Raw genomic sequence first — 21,246 nt, forward strand, 5'->3', positions numbered from 1 at the left:
TGAAACCTTGGGTGATTATGACGGTGGGGCTTCATATGGGTGGCAATGTATGTTACCGCTAACGGAAGAAAATTAACGGGCCACTGTCTGGCCCAGAAGAAAGAACAGGGAAAATCACATGAGACGCCTGCGCAACGTAAAGATCGTGGCAACCTTGGGCCCTGCATCCGATACCTACGAGATGATCGAAACGCTGCACAAGGCCGGGGCGGACGTGTTTCGCCTGAACATGAGCCATGGCAGCCACGAGGAAATCCGCGAAAAGCACCGCATCATCCGCGAGGTCGAAGAGAACCTTGGCAGCACCATCGGCATTCTGGCTGACCTGCAGGGCCCGAAACTGCGCGTGGGTGTCTTTGCCGGTGACAGCGAACAGCTTGATCCCGGTGCCAGTTTCCGGCTCGATCTGGACGAGGCGGAAGGTGATGCAAGCCGGGTCAACCTGCCCCACCCCGAGATTTTCCAGGCGCTTGAGCCGGGGGCGACCCTGCTGGTCAATGACGGAAAGATCAGGCTGAAGGTCAAGGACTGCGGTCCGGATTTTGCCAATTGCGAAGTGGTGATCGGCGGCATCATTTCCAACCGCAAAGGGGTGAACGTGCCCGATGTCGTGCTGCCGCTGGCGGCGCTGTCGGACAAGGACCGCGCGGATCTGGAATTTGTCTGCGGCCTGGGCGTGGACTGGCTGGCGCTGAGCTTTGTGCAGCGCCCCGAAGACGTGACCGAAGCACGCGATCTGGCAAAGGGACGGGCCTCCATCCTGTCCAAGATCGAAAAACCCTCGGCGGTGACGCGGTTCGACGACATTCTGGCGGTCAGCGACGGCATCATGGTCGCACGCGGCGATCTGGGTGTCGAACTGCCGGTGCAGAACGTCCCGCCGATCCAGAAACGCCTGGTGCGCAAATGCCGTATGGCGGGCAAGCCGGTGATCGTCGCCACCCAGATGCTGGAATCGATGATCGAAAGCCCGATGCCCACCCGGGCCGAAGTGTCGGACGTGGCCACTGCGATCTACGAGGGGGCCGATGCGGTCATGCTCTCGGCAGAATCCGCGGCGGGCGCCTATCCGGTCGAGGCGGTGCAGACCATGAACAATGTCGCCTCCGAGGTGGAACTGGACCCGACCTATACCCAGATCATCGAATCCTCGCGCATCGCCGACCGTGAAACCGTGGCCGACGCCATTGTTGCCGCGGCCCGCGAGATTGCGGAAACCACCGAGATCAAGGCGATCTGCTGCTTTACCCAAAGCGGGACCACCGCCGTTCTGACAGCCCGTGAGCGGCCCCGCGTGCCGATCATCGCGCTGACCCCCGATGTGCGCACCGCCCGGCGGCTTGCATTGAGCTGGGGCACGAACTGCGTGATCACACCGCCGCTGGACCGGTTCAAGCTGGCGGTTGTCGCGGCCGTCAAGGCGGCAACCGCCGAAGGTTTCGCACAGGCGAAAGACCTGATTGTCGTCACCGCCGGCGTGCCCTTCAACGTGCCGGGCACCACCAATATCCTGCGCGTTGCCCCCTGCGACGAAAGTTTGATTTTTGCATCCGATCCGGAGTAGCCTGTTCAGGTAGTTGATTTTTTCTCAATCAGGAGTGGTCGGTAATGGACCCTGATCTGGCACTTGTCCTCGGCATCGTGATCGGGGCGCTCTCGATCCCGTCGATCCTGTCGGCCCTGTCTGACAGACGCGCGCCGCGCGCCTCGGCGCTGACGATCCTGATCGCCGGGGCGTTGGTCCTCTATGCTGCGCAGAACAAACCGCAGGGCTATGCGCTGGAAGAGGTGCCGGATGTCTTTGTGGATGTCGTCGCCCGCTATATGCCCTGAGGCCGGGCGAGGTTTCACCGGCCGGCGGATGCGCCGGTAAACCAGCAACCGCGCAACCGCATCGCGGCACTTGCCAAACCGGCACAACCCTCCTATACGCCCTCACTCAACCCGCGCGTCCGGCCAACGTGGCATGCCGAGTCGCGCGTCAACCGAACTCAATAGACGGAGACGGAAATGCCCAAGATGAAGACGAAATCGAGCGCCAAAAAGCGCTTCAAGATCTCGGCGACCGGTAAGGTCATCGGGGGTCAGGCCGGCAAACGCCATGGCATGATCAAGCGGACCAAGAAATTCATCCGCGACGCACGCGGCACGACAGTTCTGTCAGAGCCCGATGCAAAGATCATCAAGGGCTATATGCCCTACGACCGCTGATAGAGGAGAACCGAGATGTCCCGAGTTAAAGGTGGTACAGTCACCCACGCCCGTCACAAGAAGATCGTCAAGGCCGCCAAAGGTTACTACGGCCGCCGCAAGAACGTCTTCAAGGTCGCCACGCAGGCGGTCGACAAGGCCAACCAATACGCCACACGTGACCGCAAGAACCGCAAGCGGAACTTCCGCGCGCTGTGGATCCAGCGGATCAACGCCGCTGTGCGCTCCCATGACGAATCGCTGACATACAGCCGTTTCATCAACGGTCTGAATCTGGCCGGCATCGAAGTGGACCGTAAGGTTCTGGCCGACCTGGCCGTGCACGAGCCCGAAGCCTTCGGTGCGATCGTCAAGCAGGCACAGGCGTCTCTGGCCGCGTAATCCGCGCCAGTCGGAAATTTCAAAAGGCCCCCGCAGCGATGCGGGGGCTTTTTTGTTTGGGCAGGTTCAGCATGGGTGGCACCGGCTGTGCGGCTGTGGGTTTCCAGCCGGCAGGGGGCAGGGCGCGTTACAGGGGCCGCGCACCAGCGTTGCGGCTCAGACCCCCGCCTTGCCCAATTGCCCCACATTCGCCAGCCAGCCGTCAACCTGCCCGGCACCGGGGCTGCTTGCGGCAGAGAAAAAGCTTACCCTGGTCGGTTTGATTCCGACAAAGCGCAGGATCTGCCCGCGCATCTGATGCAGGATGGCATTGCGATAGATCAGCGACAGGAACCATCTGGGCGTGTCCGAGGTCAGGATCAACCGCGCCGAACGGCCCGAGAGCAATGGTTTGGGCATCTTGCCCCTGGGCACCCGGCTGTCAAAGGTCCGGCCCGGCAGGAACGCCCGGTCAATCGCGCCCTTCAGCTTGGCCGGAATGCCGCCCCACCACATCGGCGCGGTCAAGACAACATGCTCTGCCCATTCGATGTCCGCCAGCAACTTTTCCAGGGCGGGCTCCAGCGGCTTGGTTTTGCCAAAACCTGCAAATCCATGGTCGGGGTCGAAATCCATCGCTGCGATATGGGTCAGGCGCACCTCATGCCCCGCTGCGCGCGCCGCCCCGGCATAGGCTTCGGCCAGGGCGCGGTTCAGGGAGGTTTCGGCCGGGTGGCCATTCAGGATGTAGATGCGTTTCGACATGGTGATTCCTTGTAATTGACCGTGGTCATTAATTGCTACCGGCTAAAATGACCACGGTCAATAATAAAATTTGACCGCGGTCAGGGATCGTGCCACATCTGGGCCATGAAACAGCCTGTCCAGAAACGCACCCTCGAAACCCGCGCCCGGCTGGTGGCCGCGGCCAAGGGGCTGGTCGCGGCGCAGGGCTATGCCGCGCTGCGGGTCGAGGATGTCGTGGCAAAGGCGGGGGTGGCCAAGGGCACCTTCTTTGCCCATTTCCCCGACAAGGATGCACTGATGGATCTGCTGATCGGGGCCGAGATTGACCGCCACCTAGATGCCATCGCAGATCTGCCCGCCCCGCGCGACGTGGATGAATTTGTCACGGTTCTGATGCCTCTGCTGCGTTTCATGACCTGCGAACGCTATGTCTTTGACGTGATCCTGCGCCACTCCGGCGCGGCGCTGGCAGAGGAGATCGGACCGATTGCCACCACCTTTGTGCGCCAGGCCGAGGTTGTTGCCGCATGGCTGGACCAGGGCCCGTTTCGCCGCGATGTCTCCCCGGATCTGCTGGCCGAAGGGGTGCAGGCATTTGCCACCCAGGCGATGGCGCTGCATTTCTGCGCCCTGCACAACGCCGTGCCGCTGGACCAGCGCCTGCGCCCCTATCTGTCGGCCTGGCTGCAACCGGGCATCTGAACCCGCTTCACGCCCCGCATGGCTTGTATTCAGCGGCCAGTCTGCTAGCACGACCCCGACAGTTGAAGGACGATTGCGATGGACGATCTCAAGCAGAAATACCTTTCCCGGATTGCCGATGCGGCGGACGAGGCCTCCCTCGAAGACATCCGTGTCACCGCCGTGGGCAAGAAGGGTGAGATCGCGCTTAAAATGCGCGAGCTGGGCAAGATGACCCCGGAAGAACGGCAAGTGGCCGGTCCCGCGCTGAATGCCCTGAAGGACGAGATCAACTCCGCCCTCGCGGCCAAGAAGGCGGCGCTGGGCGACGCGGCGCTGAACGAACGCCTGCGCAGCGAATGGCTGGATGTGACCTTGCCCACCCGCGCCCGGCGGCAGGGCACGATCCACCCGATCAGCCAGGTGACCGAGGAGCTGACGGCAATTTTTGCCGAGATGGGCTTCTCCGTCGCGGAAGGGCCGCGCATCGACACCGACTGGTACAATTTCGACGCGCTCAACATCCCCGGCCACCACCCGGCACGGGCGGAAATGGACACCTTCTATATGGCGCGCGCGGAAGGCGACAACCGCCCGCCACATGTGCTGCGCACCCATACCTCCCCGGTGCAGATCCGCACGATGGAAGCGCAGGGCGCGCCGCTGCGCATCATCTGCCCAGGCGGCGTCTATCGCGCGGATTACGACCAGACCCATACGCCGATGTTCCACCAGGTCGAGGGGCTGGCGATTGACCGCGATATCTCCATGGCGAACCTCAAGTGGGTGCTTGAGGAATTCTTTGCCGCCTTCTTCGAGATCGACGGGATCAAGACACGCTTCCGCGCCTCGCATTTCCCCTTCACCGAACCCTCGGCAGAGGTCGACATCCAGTGTTCCTGGGTCGATGGCCAGTTGCGCATCGGCGAGGGCGACGGCTGGCTGGAGGTGCTGGGCAGCGGCATGGTGCACCCCCATGTGCTGCGCTCCGGCGGGGTGGATCCGGATCAGTGGCAGGGCTTTGCCTTTGGCATGGGGATCGACCGCATCGCGATGCTGAAATATGGCGTGCCGGACCTGCGGGCCTTCTTTGATTCAGACCTGCGCTGGCTGCGGCACTATGGGTTCGCCTCGCTGGACCAGCCGAACCTGCACGGCGGGCTGAGCCGGTAAGGAGGCCATATGAAGCTGTTTCACCGCGACAGGCGAAACGACTCAGCGGCGCACCGCCGGATCTATGCCCGGTTCGAGATCGCCTATACCATGGTCGATTTTCTGGCGGCCCTGATGTTCATCATCGGCTCGGTGATGTTCTTTTCAGACGCCTGGGTGACAACTGGCACCTGGCTGTTCCTGATCGGGTCGTTCTTTTTTGCCGCCAAACCCACCCTGCGCCTGTGGCGCGAGGTGAAATTATACCGCCTTGGCGATATGGAAGACCTGGCCCGGCGCGCAGGCGGCGAAGGCTGACGCAACCCGGGACCGGGCGCGGGATCACCCTGAGGGGGACGCGGGTGGCCGGCCGGGCTTTGGTGTATTTGAAGAACAATGAAAGGGGGGTGTCGCGCGCCAAAAGCGGGGCTTTTCATTGAAACCCCCGGCGTTTGCGGATACCGAACCCGTGAGACGCATGCACGAGGAACCGCGCGATGAAATTCACCCTGTCCTGGCTGAAAGAGCATCTGGATACGACCGCTTCGGTCGATGAAATCACCTATGCCCTGACCGATCTGGGTCTGGAGGTCGAAGGGGTCGAGGACCGCGGCGCGAAACTGGCGGATTTTACCATCGGTTACGTGAAATCCGCGGAAAAGCATCCTGACGCGGACCGCCTGAACGTCTGTCAGGTCGAAACCGACGAAGGTGTGACCCAGATCATCTGCGGCGCGCCCAATGCGCGTGCAGGCATCACCGTGGTGGTCGCCAAGCCCGGCGTCTATGTGCCCGGCATCGACACGACCATCGGCGTGGGCAAGATCCGCGGCATCGAGAGCTATGGCATGATGGCCTCCGAGCGCGAGATGGAGCTGAGCGAGGAACACGACGGCATCATCGAACTGCCCTCGGGCGAGGTGGGGCAGCGGTTTGTCGACTGGCTGGCCGAGAATGACCCGGCCAAGGTTGATCCGGTGATCGAGATTGCCATCACCCCCAACCGCCCCGATGCGCTGGGCGTGCGCGGCATCGCCCGCGATCTGGCGGCACGCGGTCTGGGCAAGCTGAAACCGCGCGACGTGGATGCGGTGGAGGGTGCCTTCCCCTGTCCGGTCACCGTCAGCATCGACGAGGACACCCGCGACCAATGCCCGGTGTTTTACGGCCGCATGATCCGGGGTGTGACCAATGGCCCGTCACCTGCCTGGCTGCAGGACCGCCTGCGCGCCATCGGGTTGCGGCCGATCTCCTTCCTCGTGGATGTCACGAACTTCTTCACCTATGACCGCAACCGCCCGCTGCATGTCTTTGACGCGGACAAGATCGCGGGCAATGCGCTGCGGGTGCATCGCGCCCTGGGCGGCGAGACGATAATGGCGCTCGACGACAAGGAATATACATTCGAAGCGGGCATGACCCTGATTTCCGACGCCGATGGCGTGGAAAGCATTGGCGGTGTCATGGGCGGCGCCGGGTCGGGCTGCACGGCGGAAACCACCAATGTCTTCATCGAGGCGGCCTATTTCGATCCGGTCCGCACCGCCTACACGGGCCGCGCGCTCAAGATCAATTCCGATGCGCGTTACCGGTTCGAGCGCGGGATCGACCCGGCCTGGACGCCTTATGGCATCGAACATGCCACCCGGATGATCCTGGATCACGCGGGCGGCGAGGCTTCCGAGGTTGTGGTGGCGGGGCAGATCCCGGACACGGCCCGCGCCTACAAGCTGGATGCGGCAAGGGTGCAGTCGCTGGTCGGCATGACCATTCCCGAAAGCGATCAGCGCCAGACGCTGACATCGCTGGGCTTCCGGCTGGAAGGCAACATGGCCCATGTGCCGACATGGCGGCCCGATGTTCAGGGAGAGGCGGACCTGGTGGAAGAGGTGGCCCGTATCGCCTCGCTGACCAAGCTGGAGGGGCGGCCGCTGCCGCGCCTGACCGCAGGTGTGCCGCGCCCCGTGCTGTCACCGACACAGCGCCGGATCGGGGCGGCGCGCCGTGCCACCGCCGCGCTGGGCTATAACGAATGCGTCTCCTACAGCTTCATTGACCAGGCCTCAGCCGCGCTTTTCGGGGGCGGCACGGATGCGACCCGGCTGGAAAACCCGATTTCTGCCGACATGAGCCACATGCGCCCGGCGCTTTTGCCGGGATTGTTGCAGGCGGCCGCGCGCAACCAGGCGCGGGGCCATGCGGATATGGCACTGTTCGAGGTCGGCCCGTCCTTTCAGGGGGGCGAGCCGGGTGAACAGGCCGAGATGATCACCGGGCTGCTGATCGGGCGCACCGGACCCAAGGATGTGCATGGCGCGTCCCGGCCTGTGGATGTCTTTGACGTCAAGGCGGATGCGGAAGCGGTGCTGTCGGCGATGGGCGCCCCGGCGCGGGTGCAGATCCTGCGCGGCGCGCCGGATTACTGGCATCCGGGCCGGCACGGCATGATCTGCCTGGGCCCGAAGAAGATCCTGGGCATCTTCGGCGAAGTGCATCCGAAAATCCTGACCGCGATGGACGTGAAGGGGCCCGCCATGGCCTTTACCATCTGGCCTGATGAAATCCCGCTGCCGCGCAAGGCCGGGGCCACCCGTGCCGCGCTTCGGATCAGCGACCTGCAGGCGGTTGAGCGTGACTTTGCCTTTGTCGTGGATGCCGGGGTCGAGGCGCTGACGCTGGTCAATGCGGCGCTGGGCGCGGACAAGGGGCTGATCGAGGATGTGCGCGTCTTCGACGAATTCATCGGCGGATCGCTGGGCGAGGGTAAAAAGTCGCTGGCGATCACGGTGCGGATGCAGCCCAGTGAAACCACATTGAAAGACGCGGATATCGAGGCGGTCGGGGCCAAGGTGATCGAAAAGGTCACCCAGGCCACGGGCGGCGTTCTGCGCGGTTAAGGGGGACATATGCTCAGAGTTTACCTGTCCGGCGAAATCCACACCGACTGGCGCGAACAGATCGTCGAGGGTGCCAGCGGGCTGGATGTCGCCTTTGACGGTCCGGTCACCGACCACGCTGCCAGCGACGATTGCGGCGTGGCGATCCTGGGCGCGGAGGCGGACAAGTTCTGGCATGACCGCAAGGGCGCGCAGATGAACGCCATCCGCACCCGCAAGGGGATTGCGGATGCGGATGTGGTGGTTGTGCGCTTTGGCGATCAATACAAGCAATGGAACGCCGCATTCGACGCGGGCTATGCTGCGGCGCTGGGCAAGTCGCTGATCATTCTGCACGGGCCTGACCATGCCCATGCGCTGAAGGAAGTGGATGCCGCTGCCCTGGCGGTTGCGTCGGAACCGGCGCAGGTGGTGCAGATCCTGCGCTATGTGCTGAACGGCACGCTGCCGGGCTGAACGGGCTGCCACCCGCCCGCCCGGCGCGGGGCATCAGTCGCGCGGGGGTGTCACCAGACCCTTCTGCACTGCGGGGCGGGCCGTGAACCGATCCAGATAATCCACCAGGTTGCTGTGATCTTCCCAGCCCACCACCTCTTTCGCGCCGTAGAAATCAAGCCCCCGCAGCCAGGGCGCAATGGCGATGTCGGCGATGGAATAGTCACCGGCGATCCAATCCTTGCCCTCAAGCGCCAGGTTCAGCACGTTCAACAGGCGCTTTGCCTCGTTGATGTAGCGTTGCTGGGGGCGTTTGTCTTCCCATTCGGATCCGGCGAATTTGTAGAAAAAGCCGAGCTGGCCCAGCATCGGACCAAGGCCGCCCATCTGGAACATCAGCCACTGGATGACATGCGCCTTTTCGGTCGCGGTGCTGCCGATCAGCTTGCCTGACTTTTCTGCCAGATAGATCAGGATCGCGCCGGATTCGAAAAGGCCCACGGGTGTGCCGTCCGGCCCGTTCGGGTCAATGATCGCCGGGATCTTGTTGTTGGGGTTCAGCGACAGGAACTCCGGGCTTTTCACGTCGGCATCCGACAGGGTGACTTTGTGCGCCTCATAGGGAATGCCCATTTCCTCCAGCGCGATGGAGACCTTGACGCCGTTCGGCGTGGGAAAGGAATAAAGCTGCAATACGCCCGGGTCTTTCGGCGGCCATTTGCGGGCGATGGGGAAGGAATCGAAAACTGACATGGAGGGCTCCTTTGGTTTCATGATGCAAGGTAGTTGCTTTTCCCCGCAGTAACAGACTTCCACCTGTGCGAAGTTATGCTAACAAATGTGCATTGCTGAACGGACCGAAAGCCGTCCGGGCATCTACTGGAAAGAGGGACATGTTGTGATTAACGAATTCAAGGACTTCATCGCCAAGGGCAATGTCATGGACATGGCCGTCGGTATCATCATCGGCGCGGCCTTTACCGCCATCGTGACATCGCTGGTCGGCGATCTGATCAATCCGATCATCGGCCTGTTCTCGGGCGGGGTGGATTTTACCAATAACTATGCCGTGCTGGCCGGTGACGTGCCTGCCGGTGCCTCATTGGAAGCCGCGCGGGAGGCGGGCGCCTCTGTCTTTGCCTATGGCGCCTTCATCATGGCGGTCATCAATTTCCTGATCATCGCCTTTGTGGTCTTCATGCTGGTCAAGATGGTCAACCGCGTCAAATCTGCGGCCGAGAAGCCCGAAGAGGTCGCTCCCGAAGTCGAGACCGGCCCGTCGGAGCTGGACGTTCTGCTGGAAATCCGCGACCAGCTTGCCAAGGGCAAGTGATCCGCTCCGCTTTCGATCAAAGGCCCGCTTTGGTGGGCCTTTTTCCGTTTCCGGGGCTTCAGTCGGCCGCCGCCGGACGTGACCCCAGGCCGAGGTATCCGCGCGCCAGCCGCCCGGATCTGAGCAACAGCGCCTCCTGATCGGTGTCACCGGCCATGCCTGCGGCATCAATCATGCCGCGCAGTGCCGCCACCAGATCGCGGGCCAGCAGATCGGCATCCTCCACCCCCGCATGGGTCAGAAACTCTGCGACCCTTTGCAGAATGGCGGCGTTCAGGGCCTTTGTTTCTTCCTCCAGCGGGAGGACAGCATCGGCATATTCCAGCATCCGGGCCAGTTTGGGCCGACGCAGCTGATGGCCGACGGCCGCGTGCAGCAACCTCTCCAGGGTGGTCTCCACATCCTCCGCGGCCATGTCGCGGGTGGCTGTCTGCACATCTTCCAGCAGTTGAGCGCGCTCCCGGCGGATGATCTCGGCCAGGATCGCCTCCTTTGACGGGAAATATTGATACAGCGTCCCGATGCTCACCCCCGCGACCTCGGCCACGCGATTGGTGTTCAGCCGGTCAAACCCTTCGGCCACCAGAATGCGAGCAGCCGCCTCCAGGATGGCGTCGTAACTGACGCGGGCGCGGGCCTGCGTTGGTGTTTTTCGGGGGTTTATCCGCATCTCCAGGGCCACCTCCGGAAGCGAGTAGAAGAATGTGAGCGATTGCTCATACTTATGAACTGCAAGCAGGGAAAAAGGAATGCCCGATGAAATGGACCATTTTTGTCAACATGCGCGCCACACCGGCCTGGTTGCGCCAGCCGCCCGGGGAACGCGACAGGATCGCTGCGGCATGCCTTGGCACGGCGATGGTGGACGACCGCGTGACCATGCGGTTCTACGATGCGGAAGCCTTCAGCGGCTATTGCTCCGACGTGGCCGTGTTCGAGACGACCGACATGCAGGCCTATTATTTCGTCATGGAGCGGTTGCGCAATACGGCACTGCTGTCCGTGCCGTACTTTGAAATTATCTCCATCATCCCGGCCATGGAAAACGGTTTCCGGGAGTTCCAGCGCGCCGAGCAGGGGGTGCGGCAAGGCGGGTGATCAGGCCATCCGGCGCAAGCGCCGGCCTGGCCCGCACATTGCATTACCTTGGGCCCGACCGGAGCTTCGCCGCATTCTCACCTATGACCGCTTGGCCCCTGCCACTTCCTCCCGACATGCTGCAGCATTCGGGGACGACGAGGTGACACAAAGCCGGGTTTGACTGGTGTCTGACGTTACGCCTTCAGCGCAAGCCGGGGTGACAACACGTCGATCCCCAGCGCCTTGCCCACCGCATGATAGGTCAGTTTGCCCGCATGTACGTTCAACCCGTTCAGCAGATGCTCGTCCTCTTCGCAGGCCTGACGCCAGCCCTTGTTGGCCAGCGCCAGCATGAAGGGCATGGTCGCATTGCCAAGCGCGATGGTCGAAGTGCGCGCAACCGCACCCGGCATGTTGGCCACGCAATAATGCATGATCCCGTCGACCTCATAGACCGGATCCTGGTGCGTGGTTGCCTTTGACGTCTCGAAACAGCCGCCCTGGTCAATCGCCACATCGACAAGCGCCGCACCGGGTTTCAGTTCGGACAATTGTGCGCGGGAAATCAGCTTGGGCGCCGCAGCACCGGGGATCAGCACCGCGCCGATGATCATGTCGGCCTGACGCGCCAGCTCCATGGTGTTCTGGGCAGAGGCATAGGCGGTCTTGAAGGTGCCGCCGAAGACATCGTCGAGATAGCGCATCCGGGGCAGGGACCGGTCCAGCACGGTCACATCCGCGCCCATGCCCGCCGCGATCCGCGCCGCATGGGTGCCGACAACACCGCCGCCGATCACCATGACGCGGGCAGGGTTCACACCGGGCACACCGCCCATCAGCACGCCGCGTCCGCCGTTGGCCTTTTGCAGGGTCCATGCGCCAACCTGCGGTGCCAGACGGCCCGCAACCTCGGACATTGGTGCCAGCAGGGGCAGGCCGCCCATGCGGTCGGTTACGGTTTCATAGGCGATGCAGGTCGCACCGGATTCCATCAGGTCGCGTGTCTGCTCGGGGTCGGGGGCAAGGTGAAGATAGGTGAACAGCACCTGGCCCTCGCGCAGCATCTTGCGCTCCACGGCCTGCGGCTCCTTGACCTTCACGATCATGTCGGCGGCGGCGAAAACCTCCTTCGCGGTCCCGATGATCTGCGCACCGGCGGCCTGGTAATCGCTGTCCTCGAAGCCCGCGCCGATGCCCGCGCCGGTCTCGATCAGGACCTCATGTCCTGCCGTTGTCGCCTCCAGCGCCGCTGAGGGGGTCAGCCCAACGCGGAATTCCTGCGGTTTGATCTCTTTCGGGCAGCCGATTTTCATGATGAGTCCCCTGTTGATTGATTGGCGGAAGCATGGGCAATTCTGCACGCAAAGGGACACGAATAAAGGTGGCGCGACCGGCATTAATCAGGATATCATTGCGCCATGATCAACATATACGCGAAAGTCTTGCGCCGATGAGTCTCGACGAGATTGATCGCCGTATCCTCAGGGCACTTCAACGCAACGGGCGGATGTCAAACGCCGAACTGTCCGACGATGTCCATCTGTCCCCCTCCGCCTGCCACCGCAGGGTCCAGCGGATGGAGCGGACCGGCTATATCAGCGATTATGTCGCCCTGCTTAATCCCGGGAAACTCGGGGTGCCGACAACGGTCTTTGTGGAGATTACCCTGCAAGGCCAGGCTGATGAAACACTGGACGCCTTCGAAAAATCCGTCGCGCGGATTCCCGATGTGCTGGAATGCCACCTGATGGCGGGCTCTGCAGATTACCTGTTGAAAGTGGTGGCCGAGAATACCGAAGATTTCGCGCGCATCCACCGCCAGCATCTCGCTCGGCTGCCGGGGGTGCAGACCATGCAGTCCAGCTTTGCCCTGCGCACCGTCTGCAAAACCACCGCATTGCCTGTCTGAATGCAGATTGAACCCGAGATGGGCCTGCTGGTGGCCGCCGTGTTCCTGTTTGCCGGCACGATCAAGGGTGTGATCGGGCTGGGCCTGCCGACGGTCGCGATGGGGATCATGGGCCAGTTCCTGCCGCCCACCACTGCCCTGGCGATCATCGTGCTGCCGCTTCTGGTGTCGAATGTCTGGCAGGTGATCCGCGCCGGGGCGGGGCTGGGCACGCTGCGGCGCTACTGGCTGCTGATGGCACTGCTGGGCGGATCGCTCTGGGTGACGACGTTCTTCACTGCCTCGGTCTCGCCCGAATTCCTGCTCGGTGCCATCGGGGCTGCTATTGTCGTCTTTGCCGTCTCGAACCTGCTGGGGACCCCGCCACCGGTTCCCGACCGCTGGGACCGGACAGCACAGGCGATCACGGGGATTAGCGCGGGCGTGCTGGGGGGCTTTACCGGCATCTGGTCGCCGCCCTTTGTGACCTACCTCATCGCCCGGCGCACCGATGCGGATGAATTCGTGCGCGCCTCGGGCCTCTTTATCCTGATCGGGGGCGTGCCCCTTGCCATCGGCTTCTGGCAGTCGGGCATCCTGAACGGGACCACCGGGCCGCTTTCGGCGGCGATGATCGTACCGACGCTGGCGGGCTTTACCCTGGGCGAGGTGCTGCGCCGCCGGATGAGCGCCAGGGCCTTCCGCCGGGTGTTCCTCTGGCTTTTCCTGCTGATGGGGCTGAACCTGCTGCGCCGCGCGCTGTTCTGACCGGCCCGGGGCCCGGACGGCAGGCCAAAGAAAACCCCCGCAGCGCGGGGCTGCGGGGGTTCTGATTTCCGGCATCGCGGGAATGATTTACATCATGCCTTCGCGTTGCGCTTTTTTGCGTGCCAGCTTGCGGGCACGGCGGATCGCTTCAGCTTTCTCGCGCGCTTTTTTCTCGGAGGGTTTCTCGAAATGTTGCTTGAGCTTCATTTCGCGGAACACGCCTTCGCGCTGGAGCTTTTTCTTCAGAGCCCGGAGGGCCTGATCGACATTGTTGTCGCGAACACTAACCTGCATGTGGTTGTCACCACCTTTCTAGGAAAAAGTTGCAAGGATTTGCAGGAAATGGCCCTATATCAACCTTGAAACTGTTTGTCGAGTCCGACAGGACCGCAAATAGAGGGTATGTCCGACAGGACCGCAATTGGAAGGTATGTCCGACAGGACCGCAAAAAAGGAGCGCAAGATGACCAAGGCAGCAACCGACCCCAGGCCGAAACTGCTGGATGCGGCCTTGCCGCATGTGCCCTTCGATGGCTGGTCGGAGGTGACCTTCAAGGCCGCCATCGACGAAAGCGGCGTGGACCCGACAGTGGCGCGCGCGGTCTGCCCGCGCGGCGCGGTCGATCTGGCGGTGGCCTATCACCGGCAGGGCGACGCGGCGATGCTGGCTGCGCTGAAATCCGAAAACCTTGAAGACCTGCGTTTCCGCGACCGCGTGGCACGGGCGGTCCGCCTGCGACTGGAACAGGTGCAGGACAAGGAACTGGTCCGGCGGGGCACCACCCTGTTTGCGCTGCCGCAATATGCGCCCGATGGCGCGAAGCTGATCTGGGAAACCTGCGATGCCATCTGGAACGCCCTGGGCGACACATCCGAGGATGTGAACTGGTATACCAAACGGGCCACCCTGGGCGGTGTCTATTCCTCCACCGTCTTGTACTGGCTGGGCGACGACAGCGAGGGTCACATGCGCACCTGGGCCTTCCTGGACCGGCGCGTCGACAATGTGATGCAGATCGAAAAGCTCAAGGCGCAGGTGAACCAGAGCCCGACCCTCAGCAAGCTCATGGCGGGGCCGAACTGGCTGTTGAGCCACATCAAGGCGCCCAGCCGCTTTCCCAAGGGCGATCTGCCGGGGTCATGGACCGCCCCGCGGGATTGATTACAGCGCCCCGCCTTTAACCTGATACAAGTTTGAGGCGGGGCGCTTGCCCCGGGAACTCGGGCCAAAACGGGTGCAATCTGGCGCGGGTGCCTTTACACCCCGGCCAGACATGCTAGGCGGTAGCGCCTTGATCCCAGCCGGAACAGACCCGCCTCATGCCGCTGATAGATGCACAAAACATCACATATGCGCCGAATGGCGTGCCTGTGTTGTCCGATGTAACCCTGGTCAGCGACGCCCGCCGCATCGGCGTGGTGGGCCGCAACGGATCGGGCAAGACCTCCTTCGCCCGTGTGCTCGCAGGGCTGGTCGCGGCGGACAGCGGGCAGGTCCGTATCGCCGGTGCCCGGGTGGCAAAGGACCGCAAGGCGGCGCTGGGGGCCGTGGGCATCCTGTTCCAGAACCCCGACCACCAGATCATCTTTCCCACCGTGGAAGAGGAAATAGCCTTTGGCCTCGCGCAGATGGGCCATGCCCCTGCGGAGGTGGCGCAACGGGTTCAGGCGATCCTCGGGCAGTTCAACAAGGGCCATTGGGCGCGCGCCGCGATCCACCAGCTTTCGCAGGGCCAGCGGCAGCTGGTCTGCCTGATGTCGATCCTGGCCATGCGCCCGCAGGTGATCCTGCTGGACGAACCATTTGCCGGGCTCGATATTCCGACCGCCATGCATCTGTCCCGGGTATTGGAAGGGCTGGAGGCGACCCTGGTCCATATCACCCATGATCCCGGCATGGTGCGCGGCTATGATCATGTGCTCTGGCTGGAAGGTGGCGCGGTGATGCAGCAGGGCAGGCCACAGGACGTGTTGCAGGCCTTCGAGGCACGTATGGTGGAACTGGGGGCGGCTGATGATCTCTCTGACCTCGCCGGTTGAAACCCGTGCCCATGGCTGGCCCGCCGGGGCCAAGCTGGCGGCGCTCTGTGCCGCGACGGTGGTGTTGTTCGCCACCAAGGCGCTGCTGTGGCACGGGGTCTTCCTGGCGCTGACCCTGGGGCTTTACGCCCTGCCGGGGGCGCTGTTCCTGCGCACCGGGATCGTCCGGCTCAGGCCGCTGTGGATCTTTGCGGCGGTGATCCTGCTGTGGCATCTGGTCACTGCCGATTTTCGGGCCGGGCTGGTGATCGTGATGCGGATGATGACCGCCGTGGCACTGGCCAATCTGGTCACCATGACCACCCGCCTCAGCGACATGATGGGGGTCGTGCGCTGGCTGCTGACCCCGTTTCGCGCCTTTGGCCTGCGCACCGATCTGGTGGAGCTGGCAATGGCGCTGGTGATCCGCTTCACCCCCGTCCTGGCCGACAAGGGCCGCATGCTGGCACTGGCCTGGCGCGCCCGTGCGGTCCGCCGCCTGGGCTGGCGCATCATCACGCCCTTCGCCGTGCTTGCGATAGACGATGCGGAACATGTGGCCGACGCCCTGCGCGCGCGGGGCGGGTTGTAGCTTGACGGTTTCGCCCTCAGCCCCTACCGCTGCGGGGTCGGAATTCAAAGGACCTATGCCATGGAACGCTCCCTGACCCTCATCGCCCTTTTCGCGGCCCTGATCGCAGCACTTGGTCTGATCCCCAAGTTCACCCTGGGCTTCGGCGTGCCGATCACGGCGCAAACGCTGGGCGTGATGCTCTGCGGGACGGTTCTGGGCGCACGGCGCGGCGGTCTTGCCGTGCTGTTGTTCATTGCCCTTGTGGCACTTGGCCTGCCGCTGCTGGCAGGCGGGCGCGGCGGCCTCGGCGTCTTTGCGACACCCAGCACGGGCTTCCTGATCGGCTGGCCGGTCGGTGCCTTTGTCTGTGGCCTGATCATGGAGCGGAGCCGCCGCCTGCCGGTGGCATGGGCCGCCGGGATTGCCTCGGTGCTGGGCGGAATCTTGGTGATCTATGTCTTTGGCATCGCGGGACTGATGCGCGCGCTGGACAAGAGCGCGCTTGAGTCCCTGGGGCTGGTGACCGCCTTCATCCCGGGGGATCTGATCAAGGCCGTCCTCGCAGGTCTGATCACCGCCGGTCTGGCACGGGCGCGCCCCGCAAGCCTGCTGTCACGCGGATAACAACAGGGCGGTCCCGAGGCCGCCCGCGGCGGCAATCGCGGCCAGCCCGGTCCCGCCCGTCCGGCGCAGCGTATGGAACAGCCGCACGGCGTTGATCGCGCCGGAGGCCCCCACGGGATGCCCGCGCGCCAGCGCCCCGCCGCCGGTGTTGACGATCTGCGGATCAATCCCCGCGCCGCGCACACAGGCGATGGCCTGCACCGCATAGGCCTCCATCACCTCGGCGGCCTGCAGGTCGCGCGGGGTCCTGCCGGCTGTGGCCAGCACATGTTCAATCGCGGCAACCGGGGCCAGGCCGGGCATGTCCGGGGTGCCGCCGCGCGTCGCCCCGCCCAGGATTTCCTGCACAGGCGCGCGCAGCTGCCGCGCGGCCCGTTCCGACACCACAACGACAAATCCCGCGCCATCTGCGGCCACGGCGGTATTGGCTGTGGTGATGTCGCCGGTCAGGATTTTGGCACGCCGGCATAAGGCAGGCCGCAGATCACGGGTAAAGGCATCCGCCGTCAGCCCCGCAAGGGGAATGATCTCTCCGGCCGCTGCTGCATGGGCACGCGCCTTTGCATGGCTGGCCATCGCCCAGGCATCCTGCGCCTCCCGGCCGATTCCCAGCAAGGCACCAAGGGCCTGGGCGGCCTCGGCCATGTCGGGGTCGCGGTCGGGCCAGGGGGTAAACTCTGCCTGCTCATAAGCCTCCGGCGCGCGGCCATCCGCAAAGCGCCGCAGGCGCAGGGGGCGGCGCGAGTAGCTTTCGACGCCACCGGCCACAACCACATCCGCAGCCCCCGCCAAAACCATCTGCCGCGCCAGAACCACCGCATCCAGACCGCCCGCGCATTGGCGGTCGATGCTCAGCCCCGCCACCCGTTCGGGCAGACCGGCCGCCAGCGCCAGCACCCGCGCCGGGTTTCCACCCGCCCCCAGGGCATTGCTGACTATCAGCTCGTCGACATCCTCGGCGGTCAGCCCCGCCTGCGCCAGAACGGCCTTGATCACCGGCGCACCGAGTTCGTGCAGCGACAGCGCCGAGAGCGCGCCGTCACGCGGGGCCACCGGACTGCGGCAGGCCGCTGCCAACCAGGCGCTCACGATCCGCCCTCCAGCAGGCGGGCCAGTTCGGCGTGATCGGTCTTGCCCGACACCAGCCGGGGCAGGTCATCGAGAAAATGAACGCGCCGCGGCGCGACAAGCGGGCCAAAGCGCCGCCTGCAGGCATCGGTAACCGCGGCGCTCAGGCGCGGGTCCCTTGCCCCTTCGAGACAGGCCACAAGCCGATGGCCACGCAGCGCATCGGGCAGGGGCAGAACGGCACAGGCGGCCACGCCGGGCAGGTCGGTGATGAAATTCTCGACTTCCTCGGGATAGACGTTCTGATCCGCAATCGTGATCATCCGCGTCCTGCGCCCCTTGAGCCAAAGCAGGCCGTTCCCGTCCAGATGGCCGATTTCGCCGACAAAGACGAAACCGTCCCGCCGATGCGCCTCAGCCCCCGGCGCGCCGAGATAACCGTCAAACAGGTAAGGGCTGCGCACCCAGACCTCGCCCACGCCCCCGGTGCTCTGCCCGGCCTCGTCCAGTATCCTCAGCGTCACGCCGGGATAGGCGGCGCCGACCGCGCCATCCGGCGTATCCGCCCCGCCAAGGGTGATAAAACTGGTCTCGGCGGCGCCATAGAACACATGCAGGGCGGCATTGGGGGCAAGCGGCCTGACGGCGGCGCGGCCCGTCGCCTGCAGCGCCCCCCCGCCGCAAAGGATCAGCCGCAGCGCCGGCAGGCGCTGGCCTTTTGCGGCGCGCGCAAGACGCAGCAACTGCGTCGGCGTCGCATAGAGGATCCGCACCCCATGGCGCAGGCAATGGGCGATCTGCGCACGGGGCGAAAGACTGTCGAGCACATGCACATCCGCGCCCAGATGCAGCCCCTCCAGGACACCATAGAGGGCCAGCGAATGGCTGAGCCTGCCCAGAACTGCGATGCTGTCCCCGGGCACGATGCCAAAGATCGCCGCATTCTGCGCGAAACTGGCGGTCCAGGATTTCTGACTGCGCAGGATCGCCTTGGGCTGGCCGGTCGAGCCGCCGGTCAGCGTGACGAAATGGGTTGCGGGCACCTCGGCCCCGGTCAGCGGCGCGCCATCGCGCAGGCAGAAGCTGCCCCGCGCCGCGATCTGTGCTGTCAGCCGGGTCAGGCAGGCCTCGGTCGGACATGCCGGAATGCACAGGTCCGAAGGCACAGGCGCCGCAGCGGGCCGCGCGATTTCCGCAGACCCGGCAAAGAGCCGGGCATCGGCATGCCAGATGAACCTGTCCTGATCCGTCATGCTTGTCTCTTGCTCCGGTGTTCCTGACCCTCGCGCAGAGTTATCGGGGTCGACGCGGCGCGCGCAAGACCTATGCTGAAACGCAAGCGATGTGAAAGGAATTCCGATGAGTGACACAATGACCGCGATGGAGATCACCAAACCCGGTGGACCGGAGGTCCTGCAACCGGCCACCCGCCCGGTGCCCTTGCCTGCCCATGGGCAGGTGGTGATCAAGGTGGCCTATGCGGGCGTGAACCGCCCCGATGCCCTGCAACGGGCCGGGAAATATGCACCGCCCCCCACGGCCAGCGACCTGCCGGGGCTGGAGGCCTCGGGCGAGGTCGTGGCGCTGGGTGAGGGCGTCAGCGGCATCGACCTGGGCGATCAGGTCTGCGCCCTGCTGCCCGGCGGCGGCTATGCCGAATATGTGGCGACCCCGGCGGCGCATTGCCTGCCGGTGCCCGATGGCATGGGGCTGAAGGAAGCCGCCTGCCTGCCGGAGACCTTTTTCACCGTCTGGTCCAATGTCTTCATGCGGGGCGGGTTGAAGGCGGGCGAACGCTTCCTGGTGCATGGCGGCTCCTCAGGGATCGGGACAACGGCGATCCAGCTTGCCCATGCCTTTGGCGCGCGGGTCTTTGCCACGGCGGGCACGGACAAGAAATGTGCCGCCTGCATGGACCTTGGCGCCGAGGCGGCAATCAACTACCGCGACATGGATTTTGTGGATGTGCTGGAGGCGGAAGGCGGCGCCGACCTCATTCTCGACATGGTGGGCGGGGATTACATCCCCCGCAACCTCAAGGCCCTGGCCCCGGACGGCCGCCTGGTGCAGATCGCCTTCCTGCAGGGGCCGAAGGTCGAGGTGAACTTTGCCATGCTGATGACCAGGCGGCTGACCATGACCGGATCGACCCTGCGCCCGCAGAGCGACCTGGCCAAGGCGCGGATTGCGCTGGAACTGCGCGAGGCGGTCTGGCCGCTGTTGTCGGCGGGGCGCGTGGCACCGGTGATGGACAGCAGCTATCCCCTGGCCGAGGCCGCCGCCGCCCATGCGCGGATGGAAGGCAGCGGGCACATCGGCAAGATCGTGCTGGAGGTTGCCCCCTGACCCAAAAGCCGCGCTGACGCGCGACGCGATGCCCGGTGTCCGTGGCGCGCCTGAGCCCACCACCGGTGAGGTCTTTTGCAGTGCCACCGTCGCGCAGGGATATTTGCCTGCCAAAAAGAGAGGGTAAGAAAATCTTAACCCTCATTGGGCAGGTTGGTTCTGCGGTACAGGCGGGGACGCCGATGACCGTGCCAGAAAGAGAGCGAGGCTTTCCGGAAGGGGGAGGGGGCATGACGTCCCCCTCCTCTTTTTGGCTATAAATATCCATCCGACGCTGGCGACAGGTGCAAGGTCAGGGAATATTGCGCATGTGCGTGAACAGGGCATCTTTCATCCGGCAATCTTTCACCACATCCTGCCCGCAGGGCACCGGATCGAGGGTTTTGCTCAGGCAGATCCGTGCCTCCTGAATGTGGCCATCGCGGCAGGTGATGGTGATCCCGTCGGGCTCCAGCCCCGGATTGGCCTTGAGGAATGCCGCTTCCACAACCGAGGCGGGCAGGCGCACGTCACGGGACAGTTTTCTAAACACTTCGGGCTGGCGGATTGTGCCATAGGCCTGCCGGGACAGCGCGTAATAATCGGCGGCGGACAACCCGCTGCAGCTTCCGTGTTTCTTCCACTGGTGCCAGGCCAGCCCGCCGGTGCCCATGATGTCGGCCATCGCCGCCGTCATCCCGCGCGAGGGCGGGCGCTGCGCGGTCTGGCAGAAGGCGGGGTAGCCGCGATGAAACTGCGGCCAGAGACCATGCAGAACCCATCCGTGACCGGCATCCCGCGCGCATTGCGGCGAGCGCCGCGCATCGCCCTCCAGCGCGCACCAGTTCGGCGACCAGCTCAGCGCCAGCACGTAATAGTCGAATTCACCGGCACGTTGGCCCCCGGCACGCAGGGCGGTTGCGCTGCAGAGCAGGGCGAGGATCAAGGCAAGCGCGCGCATTGGGTCTTTCCTTTGATGTGCGGGGCCACTATAAGGCGCCCGAGTTCCCCGACAATGGAAACCCTCCCGGCCCGCCGGGAAAGCCCTTTCAGGCGACGGGAAAGTTGCGACGTTCAGGAGAGA

26 protein-coding genes are annotated in these 21,246 nt (G+C 64.3%); 18 read left to right on the top strand and 8 right to left on the bottom strand.

Going from position 1 to position 21,246, the window contains the following annotated elements:
• Nucleotides 1-118 precede the first annotated feature (118 nt).
• The 4 genes from pyk to rplT all read left to right on the top strand — a co-directional run bounded on the left by pyk (nucleotide 119) and on the right by rplT (nucleotide 2,592).
• Nucleotides 119-1,564: a pyruvate kinase gene (gene pyk, locus O4H53_RS12370; protein WP_269364074.1), complete on the top strand. Its 1,446-nt coding sequence runs from the start codon at nucleotides 119-121 to the stop codon at nucleotides 1,562-1,564.
• Between the two features lie 44 nt (nucleotides 1,565-1,608).
• On the top strand, nucleotides 1,609-1,833 hold the full coding sequence (locus O4H53_RS12375; protein ID WP_269364076.1) for a hypothetical protein: 225 nt from the start codon (nucleotides 1,609-1,611) through the stop codon (nucleotides 1,831-1,833).
• Between the two features lie 177 nt (nucleotides 1,834-2,010).
• On the top strand, nucleotides 2,011-2,211 hold the full coding sequence (gene rpmI, locus O4H53_RS12380) for a 50S ribosomal protein L35 (protein WP_071973065.1): 201 nt from the start codon (nucleotides 2,011-2,013) through the stop codon (nucleotides 2,209-2,211).
• A gap of 15 nt (nucleotides 2,212-2,226) precedes the next feature.
• Entirely contained in the window at nucleotides 2,227-2,592 is a 366-nt protein-coding gene (gene rplT, locus O4H53_RS12385) for a 50S ribosomal protein L20 (RefSeq protein ID WP_067295078.1), read from the top strand.
• Between the two features lie 156 nt (nucleotides 2,593-2,748).
• On the opposite strand, the gene O4H53_RS12390 is transcribed toward rplT, so the two are convergent.
• Nucleotides 2,749-3,336 (bottom strand): NAD(P)H-dependent oxidoreductase, encoded by a 588-nt coding sequence (locus O4H53_RS12390; protein WP_269364081.1) that lies wholly within the window; start codon nucleotides 3,334-3,336, stop codon nucleotides 2,749-2,751.
• Nucleotides 3,337-3,441: 105 nt separating this feature from the next.
• On the opposite strand from O4H53_RS12390, the gene O4H53_RS12395 reads away from it, so the two are divergent.
• The 5 genes from O4H53_RS12395 (at nucleotide 3,442) to O4H53_RS12415 (ending at nucleotide 8,504) form a co-directional block, all read left to right on the top strand.
• Complete coding sequence (locus O4H53_RS12395; RefSeq protein WP_269364083.1) at nucleotides 3,442-4,020, top strand: TetR/AcrR family transcriptional regulator; 579 nt, start codon at nucleotides 3,442-3,444, stop codon at nucleotides 4,018-4,020.
• A gap of 78 nt (nucleotides 4,021-4,098) precedes the next feature.
• Entirely contained in the window at nucleotides 4,099-5,172 is a 1,074-nt protein-coding gene (gene pheS, locus O4H53_RS12400) for a phenylalanine--tRNA ligase subunit alpha (RefSeq protein WP_114277385.1), read from the top strand.
• A gap of 9 nt (nucleotides 5,173-5,181) precedes the next feature.
• Nucleotides 5,182-5,469, top strand: coding sequence for a YrhK family protein (locus tag O4H53_RS12405; protein ID WP_269364084.1), 288 nt, complete (start codon nucleotides 5,182-5,184; stop codon nucleotides 5,467-5,469).
• Between the two features lie 179 nt (nucleotides 5,470-5,648).
• Nucleotides 5,649-8,048, top strand: a complete 2,400-nt coding sequence (pheT, locus tag O4H53_RS12410; RefSeq protein WP_269364086.1) for a phenylalanine--tRNA ligase subunit beta — start codon at nucleotides 5,649-5,651, stop codon at nucleotides 8,046-8,048.
• 9 nt (nucleotides 8,049-8,057) lie between these two features.
• Nucleotides 8,058-8,504: a YtoQ family protein gene (locus O4H53_RS12415; protein ID WP_269364088.1), complete on the top strand. Its 447-nt coding sequence runs from the start codon at nucleotides 8,058-8,060 to the stop codon at nucleotides 8,502-8,504.
• A 33-nt stretch (nucleotides 8,505-8,537) separates the two neighbouring features.
• On the opposite strand, the gene O4H53_RS12420 is transcribed toward O4H53_RS12415, so the two are convergent.
• Nucleotides 8,538-9,236 carry a glutathione S-transferase family protein gene (locus O4H53_RS12420; RefSeq protein WP_269364090.1) on the bottom strand — a complete coding sequence of 233 codons (699 nt, stop codon included), beginning with the start codon at nucleotides 9,234-9,236 and terminating at the stop codon, nucleotides 8,538-8,540.
• Between the two features lie 145 nt (nucleotides 9,237-9,381).
• On the opposite strand from O4H53_RS12420, the gene mscL reads away from it, so the two are divergent.
• On the top strand, nucleotides 9,382-9,816 hold the full coding sequence (gene mscL, locus O4H53_RS12425) for a large conductance mechanosensitive channel protein MscL (protein WP_269364234.1): 435 nt from the start codon (nucleotides 9,382-9,384) through the stop codon (nucleotides 9,814-9,816).
• Between the two features lie 58 nt (nucleotides 9,817-9,874).
• Here mscL and O4H53_RS12430 read toward each other — a convergent pair whose 3' ends face one another.
• A complete protein-coding gene (locus tag O4H53_RS12430) occupies nucleotides 9,875-10,486 on the bottom strand; it encodes a TetR/AcrR family transcriptional regulator (RefSeq protein WP_269364092.1) in 612 nt (203 codons plus the stop codon).
• 86 nt (nucleotides 10,487-10,572) lie between these two features.
• Between O4H53_RS12430 and O4H53_RS12435 the strand changes: the two genes are divergently transcribed.
• Nucleotides 10,573-10,914 carry a darcynin family protein gene (locus tag O4H53_RS12435; protein ID WP_269364093.1) on the top strand — a complete coding sequence of 114 codons (342 nt, stop codon included), beginning with the start codon at nucleotides 10,573-10,575 and terminating at the stop codon, nucleotides 10,912-10,914.
• Between the two features lie 176 nt (nucleotides 10,915-11,090).
• Here the strand turns inward: O4H53_RS12435 and ald are convergent, their stop codons facing one another.
• Nucleotides 11,091-12,209 carry an alanine dehydrogenase gene (ald, locus tag O4H53_RS12440; protein ID WP_269364095.1) on the bottom strand — a complete coding sequence of 373 codons (1,119 nt, stop codon included), beginning with the start codon at nucleotides 12,207-12,209 and terminating at the stop codon, nucleotides 11,091-11,093.
• A gap of 137 nt (nucleotides 12,210-12,346) precedes the next feature.
• On the opposite strand from ald, the gene O4H53_RS12445 reads away from it, so the two are divergent.
• Together O4H53_RS12445 and O4H53_RS12450 are read left to right on the top strand one after the other, a co-directional pair.
• The gene (locus O4H53_RS12445) at nucleotides 12,347-12,805 is read left to right on the top strand and encodes an Lrp/AsnC family transcriptional regulator (protein ID WP_269364097.1); all 459 of its coding nucleotides are present in this window, start codon (nucleotides 12,347-12,349) and stop codon (nucleotides 12,803-12,805) included.
• A complete protein-coding gene (locus O4H53_RS12450; protein WP_114277393.1) occupies nucleotides 12,806-13,552 on the top strand; it encodes a sulfite exporter TauE/SafE family protein in 747 nt (248 codons plus the stop codon).
• 87 nt (nucleotides 13,553-13,639) lie between these two features.
• Here the strand turns inward: O4H53_RS12450 and rpsU are convergent, their stop codons facing one another.
• Nucleotides 13,640-13,846 carry a 30S ribosomal protein S21 gene (rpsU, locus tag O4H53_RS12455; protein WP_007118112.1) on the bottom strand — a complete coding sequence of 69 codons (207 nt, stop codon included), beginning with the start codon at nucleotides 13,844-13,846 and terminating at the stop codon, nucleotides 13,640-13,642.
• Between the two features lie 169 nt (nucleotides 13,847-14,015).
• Here rpsU and O4H53_RS12460 point away from each other — a divergent pair, with 169 nt between their 5' ends.
• The 4 genes from O4H53_RS12460 to O4H53_RS12475 all read left to right on the top strand — a co-directional run bounded on the left by O4H53_RS12460 (nucleotide 14,016) and on the right by O4H53_RS12475 (nucleotide 16,769).
• Nucleotides 14,016-14,714 carry a COQ9 family protein gene (locus tag O4H53_RS12460; protein WP_269364100.1) on the top strand — a complete coding sequence of 233 codons (699 nt, stop codon included), beginning with the start codon at nucleotides 14,016-14,018 and terminating at the stop codon, nucleotides 14,712-14,714.
• A gap of 158 nt (nucleotides 14,715-14,872) precedes the next feature.
• Nucleotides 14,873-15,592 (top strand): energy-coupling factor ABC transporter ATP-binding protein, encoded by a 720-nt coding sequence (locus O4H53_RS12465; protein ID WP_269364102.1) that lies wholly within the window; start codon nucleotides 14,873-14,875, stop codon nucleotides 15,590-15,592.
• Nucleotides 15,567-16,163 (top strand): energy-coupling factor transporter transmembrane component T, encoded by a 597-nt coding sequence (locus tag O4H53_RS12470; RefSeq protein ID WP_269364104.1) that lies wholly within the window; start codon nucleotides 15,567-15,569, stop codon nucleotides 16,161-16,163. The genes O4H53_RS12465 and O4H53_RS12470 overlap by 26 nt, the downstream gene beginning before the upstream one ends.
• Nucleotides 16,164-16,223: 60 nt before the next feature.
• The gene (locus O4H53_RS12475; protein WP_269364106.1) at nucleotides 16,224-16,769 is read left to right on the top strand and encodes a biotin transporter BioY; all 546 of its coding nucleotides are present in this window, start codon (nucleotides 16,224-16,226) and stop codon (nucleotides 16,767-16,769) included.
• On the opposite strand, the gene O4H53_RS12480 is transcribed toward O4H53_RS12475, so the two are convergent.
• Complete coding sequence (locus O4H53_RS12480) at nucleotides 16,758-17,861, bottom strand: thiolase family protein (protein WP_269364235.1); 1,104 nt, start codon at nucleotides 17,859-17,861, stop codon at nucleotides 16,758-16,760. The genes O4H53_RS12475 and O4H53_RS12480 overlap by 12 nt on opposite strands.
• Complete coding sequence (locus O4H53_RS12485; RefSeq protein ID WP_269364107.1) at nucleotides 17,855-19,090, bottom strand: class I adenylate-forming enzyme family protein; 1,236 nt, start codon at nucleotides 19,088-19,090, stop codon at nucleotides 17,855-17,857. The genes O4H53_RS12480 and O4H53_RS12485 overlap by 7 nt, the downstream gene beginning before the upstream one ends.
• Nucleotides 19,091-19,196: 106 nt before the next feature.
• Between O4H53_RS12485 and O4H53_RS12490 the strand changes: the two genes are divergently transcribed.
• Nucleotides 19,197-20,183, top strand: coding sequence for an NAD(P)H-quinone oxidoreductase (locus O4H53_RS12490; RefSeq protein WP_269364109.1), 987 nt, complete (start codon nucleotides 19,197-19,199; stop codon nucleotides 20,181-20,183).
• Between the two features lie 292 nt (nucleotides 20,184-20,475).
• Here the strand turns inward: O4H53_RS12490 and O4H53_RS12495 are convergent, their stop codons facing one another.
• Entirely contained in the window at nucleotides 20,476-21,123 is a 648-nt protein-coding gene (locus tag O4H53_RS12495) for a ribonuclease T2 (protein ID WP_269364111.1), read from the bottom strand.
• Nucleotides 21,124-21,246 lie beyond the last annotated feature (123 nt).

Source organism: Sulfitobacter sp. G21635-S1 (genome assembly GCF_027213915.1).
In the GTDB taxonomy this organism is placed as follows: domain Bacteria; phylum Pseudomonadota; class Alphaproteobacteria; order Rhodobacterales; family Rhodobacteraceae; genus Sulfitobacter.

Excerpts from the sequence above, each read along its gene's own strand:
- pyk (WP_269364074.1), top strand. The coding sequence starts at position 119 with ATGAGACGCCTGCGCAACGTAAAGATCGTGGCAACCTTGGGCCCTGCA.
- O4H53_RS12375 (WP_269364076.1), top strand. The coding sequence starts at position 1,609 with ATGGACCCTGATCTGGCACTTGTCCTCGGCATCGTGATCGGGGCGCTC.
- rpmI (WP_071973065.1), top strand. The coding sequence starts at position 2,011 with ATGCCCAAGATGAAGACGAAATCGAGCGCCAAAAAGCGCTTCAAGATC.
- rplT (WP_067295078.1), top strand. The coding sequence starts at position 2,227 with ATGTCCCGAGTTAAAGGTGGTACAGTCACCCACGCCCGTCACAAGAAG.
- O4H53_RS12390 (WP_269364081.1), bottom strand. The coding sequence starts at position 3,336 with ATGTCGAAACGCATCTACATCCTGAATGGCCACCCGGCCGAAACCTCC.
- O4H53_RS12395 (WP_269364083.1), top strand. The coding sequence starts at position 3,442 with ATGAAACAGCCTGTCCAGAAACGCACCCTCGAAACCCGCGCCCGGCTG.
- pheS (WP_114277385.1), top strand. The coding sequence starts at position 4,099 with ATGGACGATCTCAAGCAGAAATACCTTTCCCGGATTGCCGATGCGGCG.
- O4H53_RS12405 (WP_269364084.1), top strand. The coding sequence starts at position 5,182 with ATGAAGCTGTTTCACCGCGACAGGCGAAACGACTCAGCGGCGCACCGC.
- pheT (WP_269364086.1), top strand. The coding sequence starts at position 5,649 with ATGAAATTCACCCTGTCCTGGCTGAAAGAGCATCTGGATACGACCGCT.
- O4H53_RS12415 (WP_269364088.1), top strand. The coding sequence starts at position 8,058 with ATGCTCAGAGTTTACCTGTCCGGCGAAATCCACACCGACTGGCGCGAA.
- O4H53_RS12420 (WP_269364090.1), bottom strand. The coding sequence starts at position 9,236 with ATGTCAGTTTTCGATTCCTTCCCCATCGCCCGCAAATGGCCGCCGAAA.
- O4H53_RS12430 (WP_269364092.1), bottom strand. The coding sequence starts at position 10,486 with ATGCGGATAAACCCCCGAAAAACACCAACGCAGGCCCGCGCCCGCGTC.
- O4H53_RS12435 (WP_269364093.1), top strand. The coding sequence starts at position 10,573 with ATGAAATGGACCATTTTTGTCAACATGCGCGCCACACCGGCCTGGTTG.
- ald (WP_269364095.1), bottom strand. The coding sequence starts at position 12,209 with ATGAAAATCGGCTGCCCGAAAGAGATCAAACCGCAGGAATTCCGCGTT.
- O4H53_RS12445 (WP_269364097.1), top strand. The coding sequence starts at position 12,347 with ATGAGTCTCGACGAGATTGATCGCCGTATCCTCAGGGCACTTCAACGC.
- O4H53_RS12450 (WP_114277393.1), top strand. The coding sequence starts at position 12,806 with ATGCAGATTGAACCCGAGATGGGCCTGCTGGTGGCCGCCGTGTTCCTG.
- rpsU (WP_007118112.1), bottom strand. The coding sequence starts at position 13,846 with ATGCAGGTTAGTGTTCGCGACAACAATGTCGATCAGGCCCTCCGGGCT.
- O4H53_RS12460 (WP_269364100.1), top strand. The coding sequence starts at position 14,016 with ATGACCAAGGCAGCAACCGACCCCAGGCCGAAACTGCTGGATGCGGCC.
- O4H53_RS12465 (WP_269364102.1), top strand. The coding sequence starts at position 14,873 with ATGCCGCTGATAGATGCACAAAACATCACATATGCGCCGAATGGCGTG.
- O4H53_RS12470 (WP_269364104.1), top strand. The coding sequence starts at position 15,567 with ATGATCTCTCTGACCTCGCCGGTTGAAACCCGTGCCCATGGCTGGCCC.
- O4H53_RS12475 (WP_269364106.1), top strand. The coding sequence starts at position 16,224 with ATGGAACGCTCCCTGACCCTCATCGCCCTTTTCGCGGCCCTGATCGCA.
- O4H53_RS12485 (WP_269364107.1), bottom strand. The coding sequence starts at position 19,090 with ATGACGGATCAGGACAGGTTCATCTGGCATGCCGATGCCCGGCTCTTT.
- O4H53_RS12490 (WP_269364109.1), top strand. The coding sequence starts at position 19,197 with ATGAGTGACACAATGACCGCGATGGAGATCACCAAACCCGGTGGACCG.
- O4H53_RS12495 (WP_269364111.1), bottom strand. The coding sequence starts at position 21,123 with ATGCGCGCGCTTGCCTTGATCCTCGCCCTGCTCTGCAGCGCAACCGCC.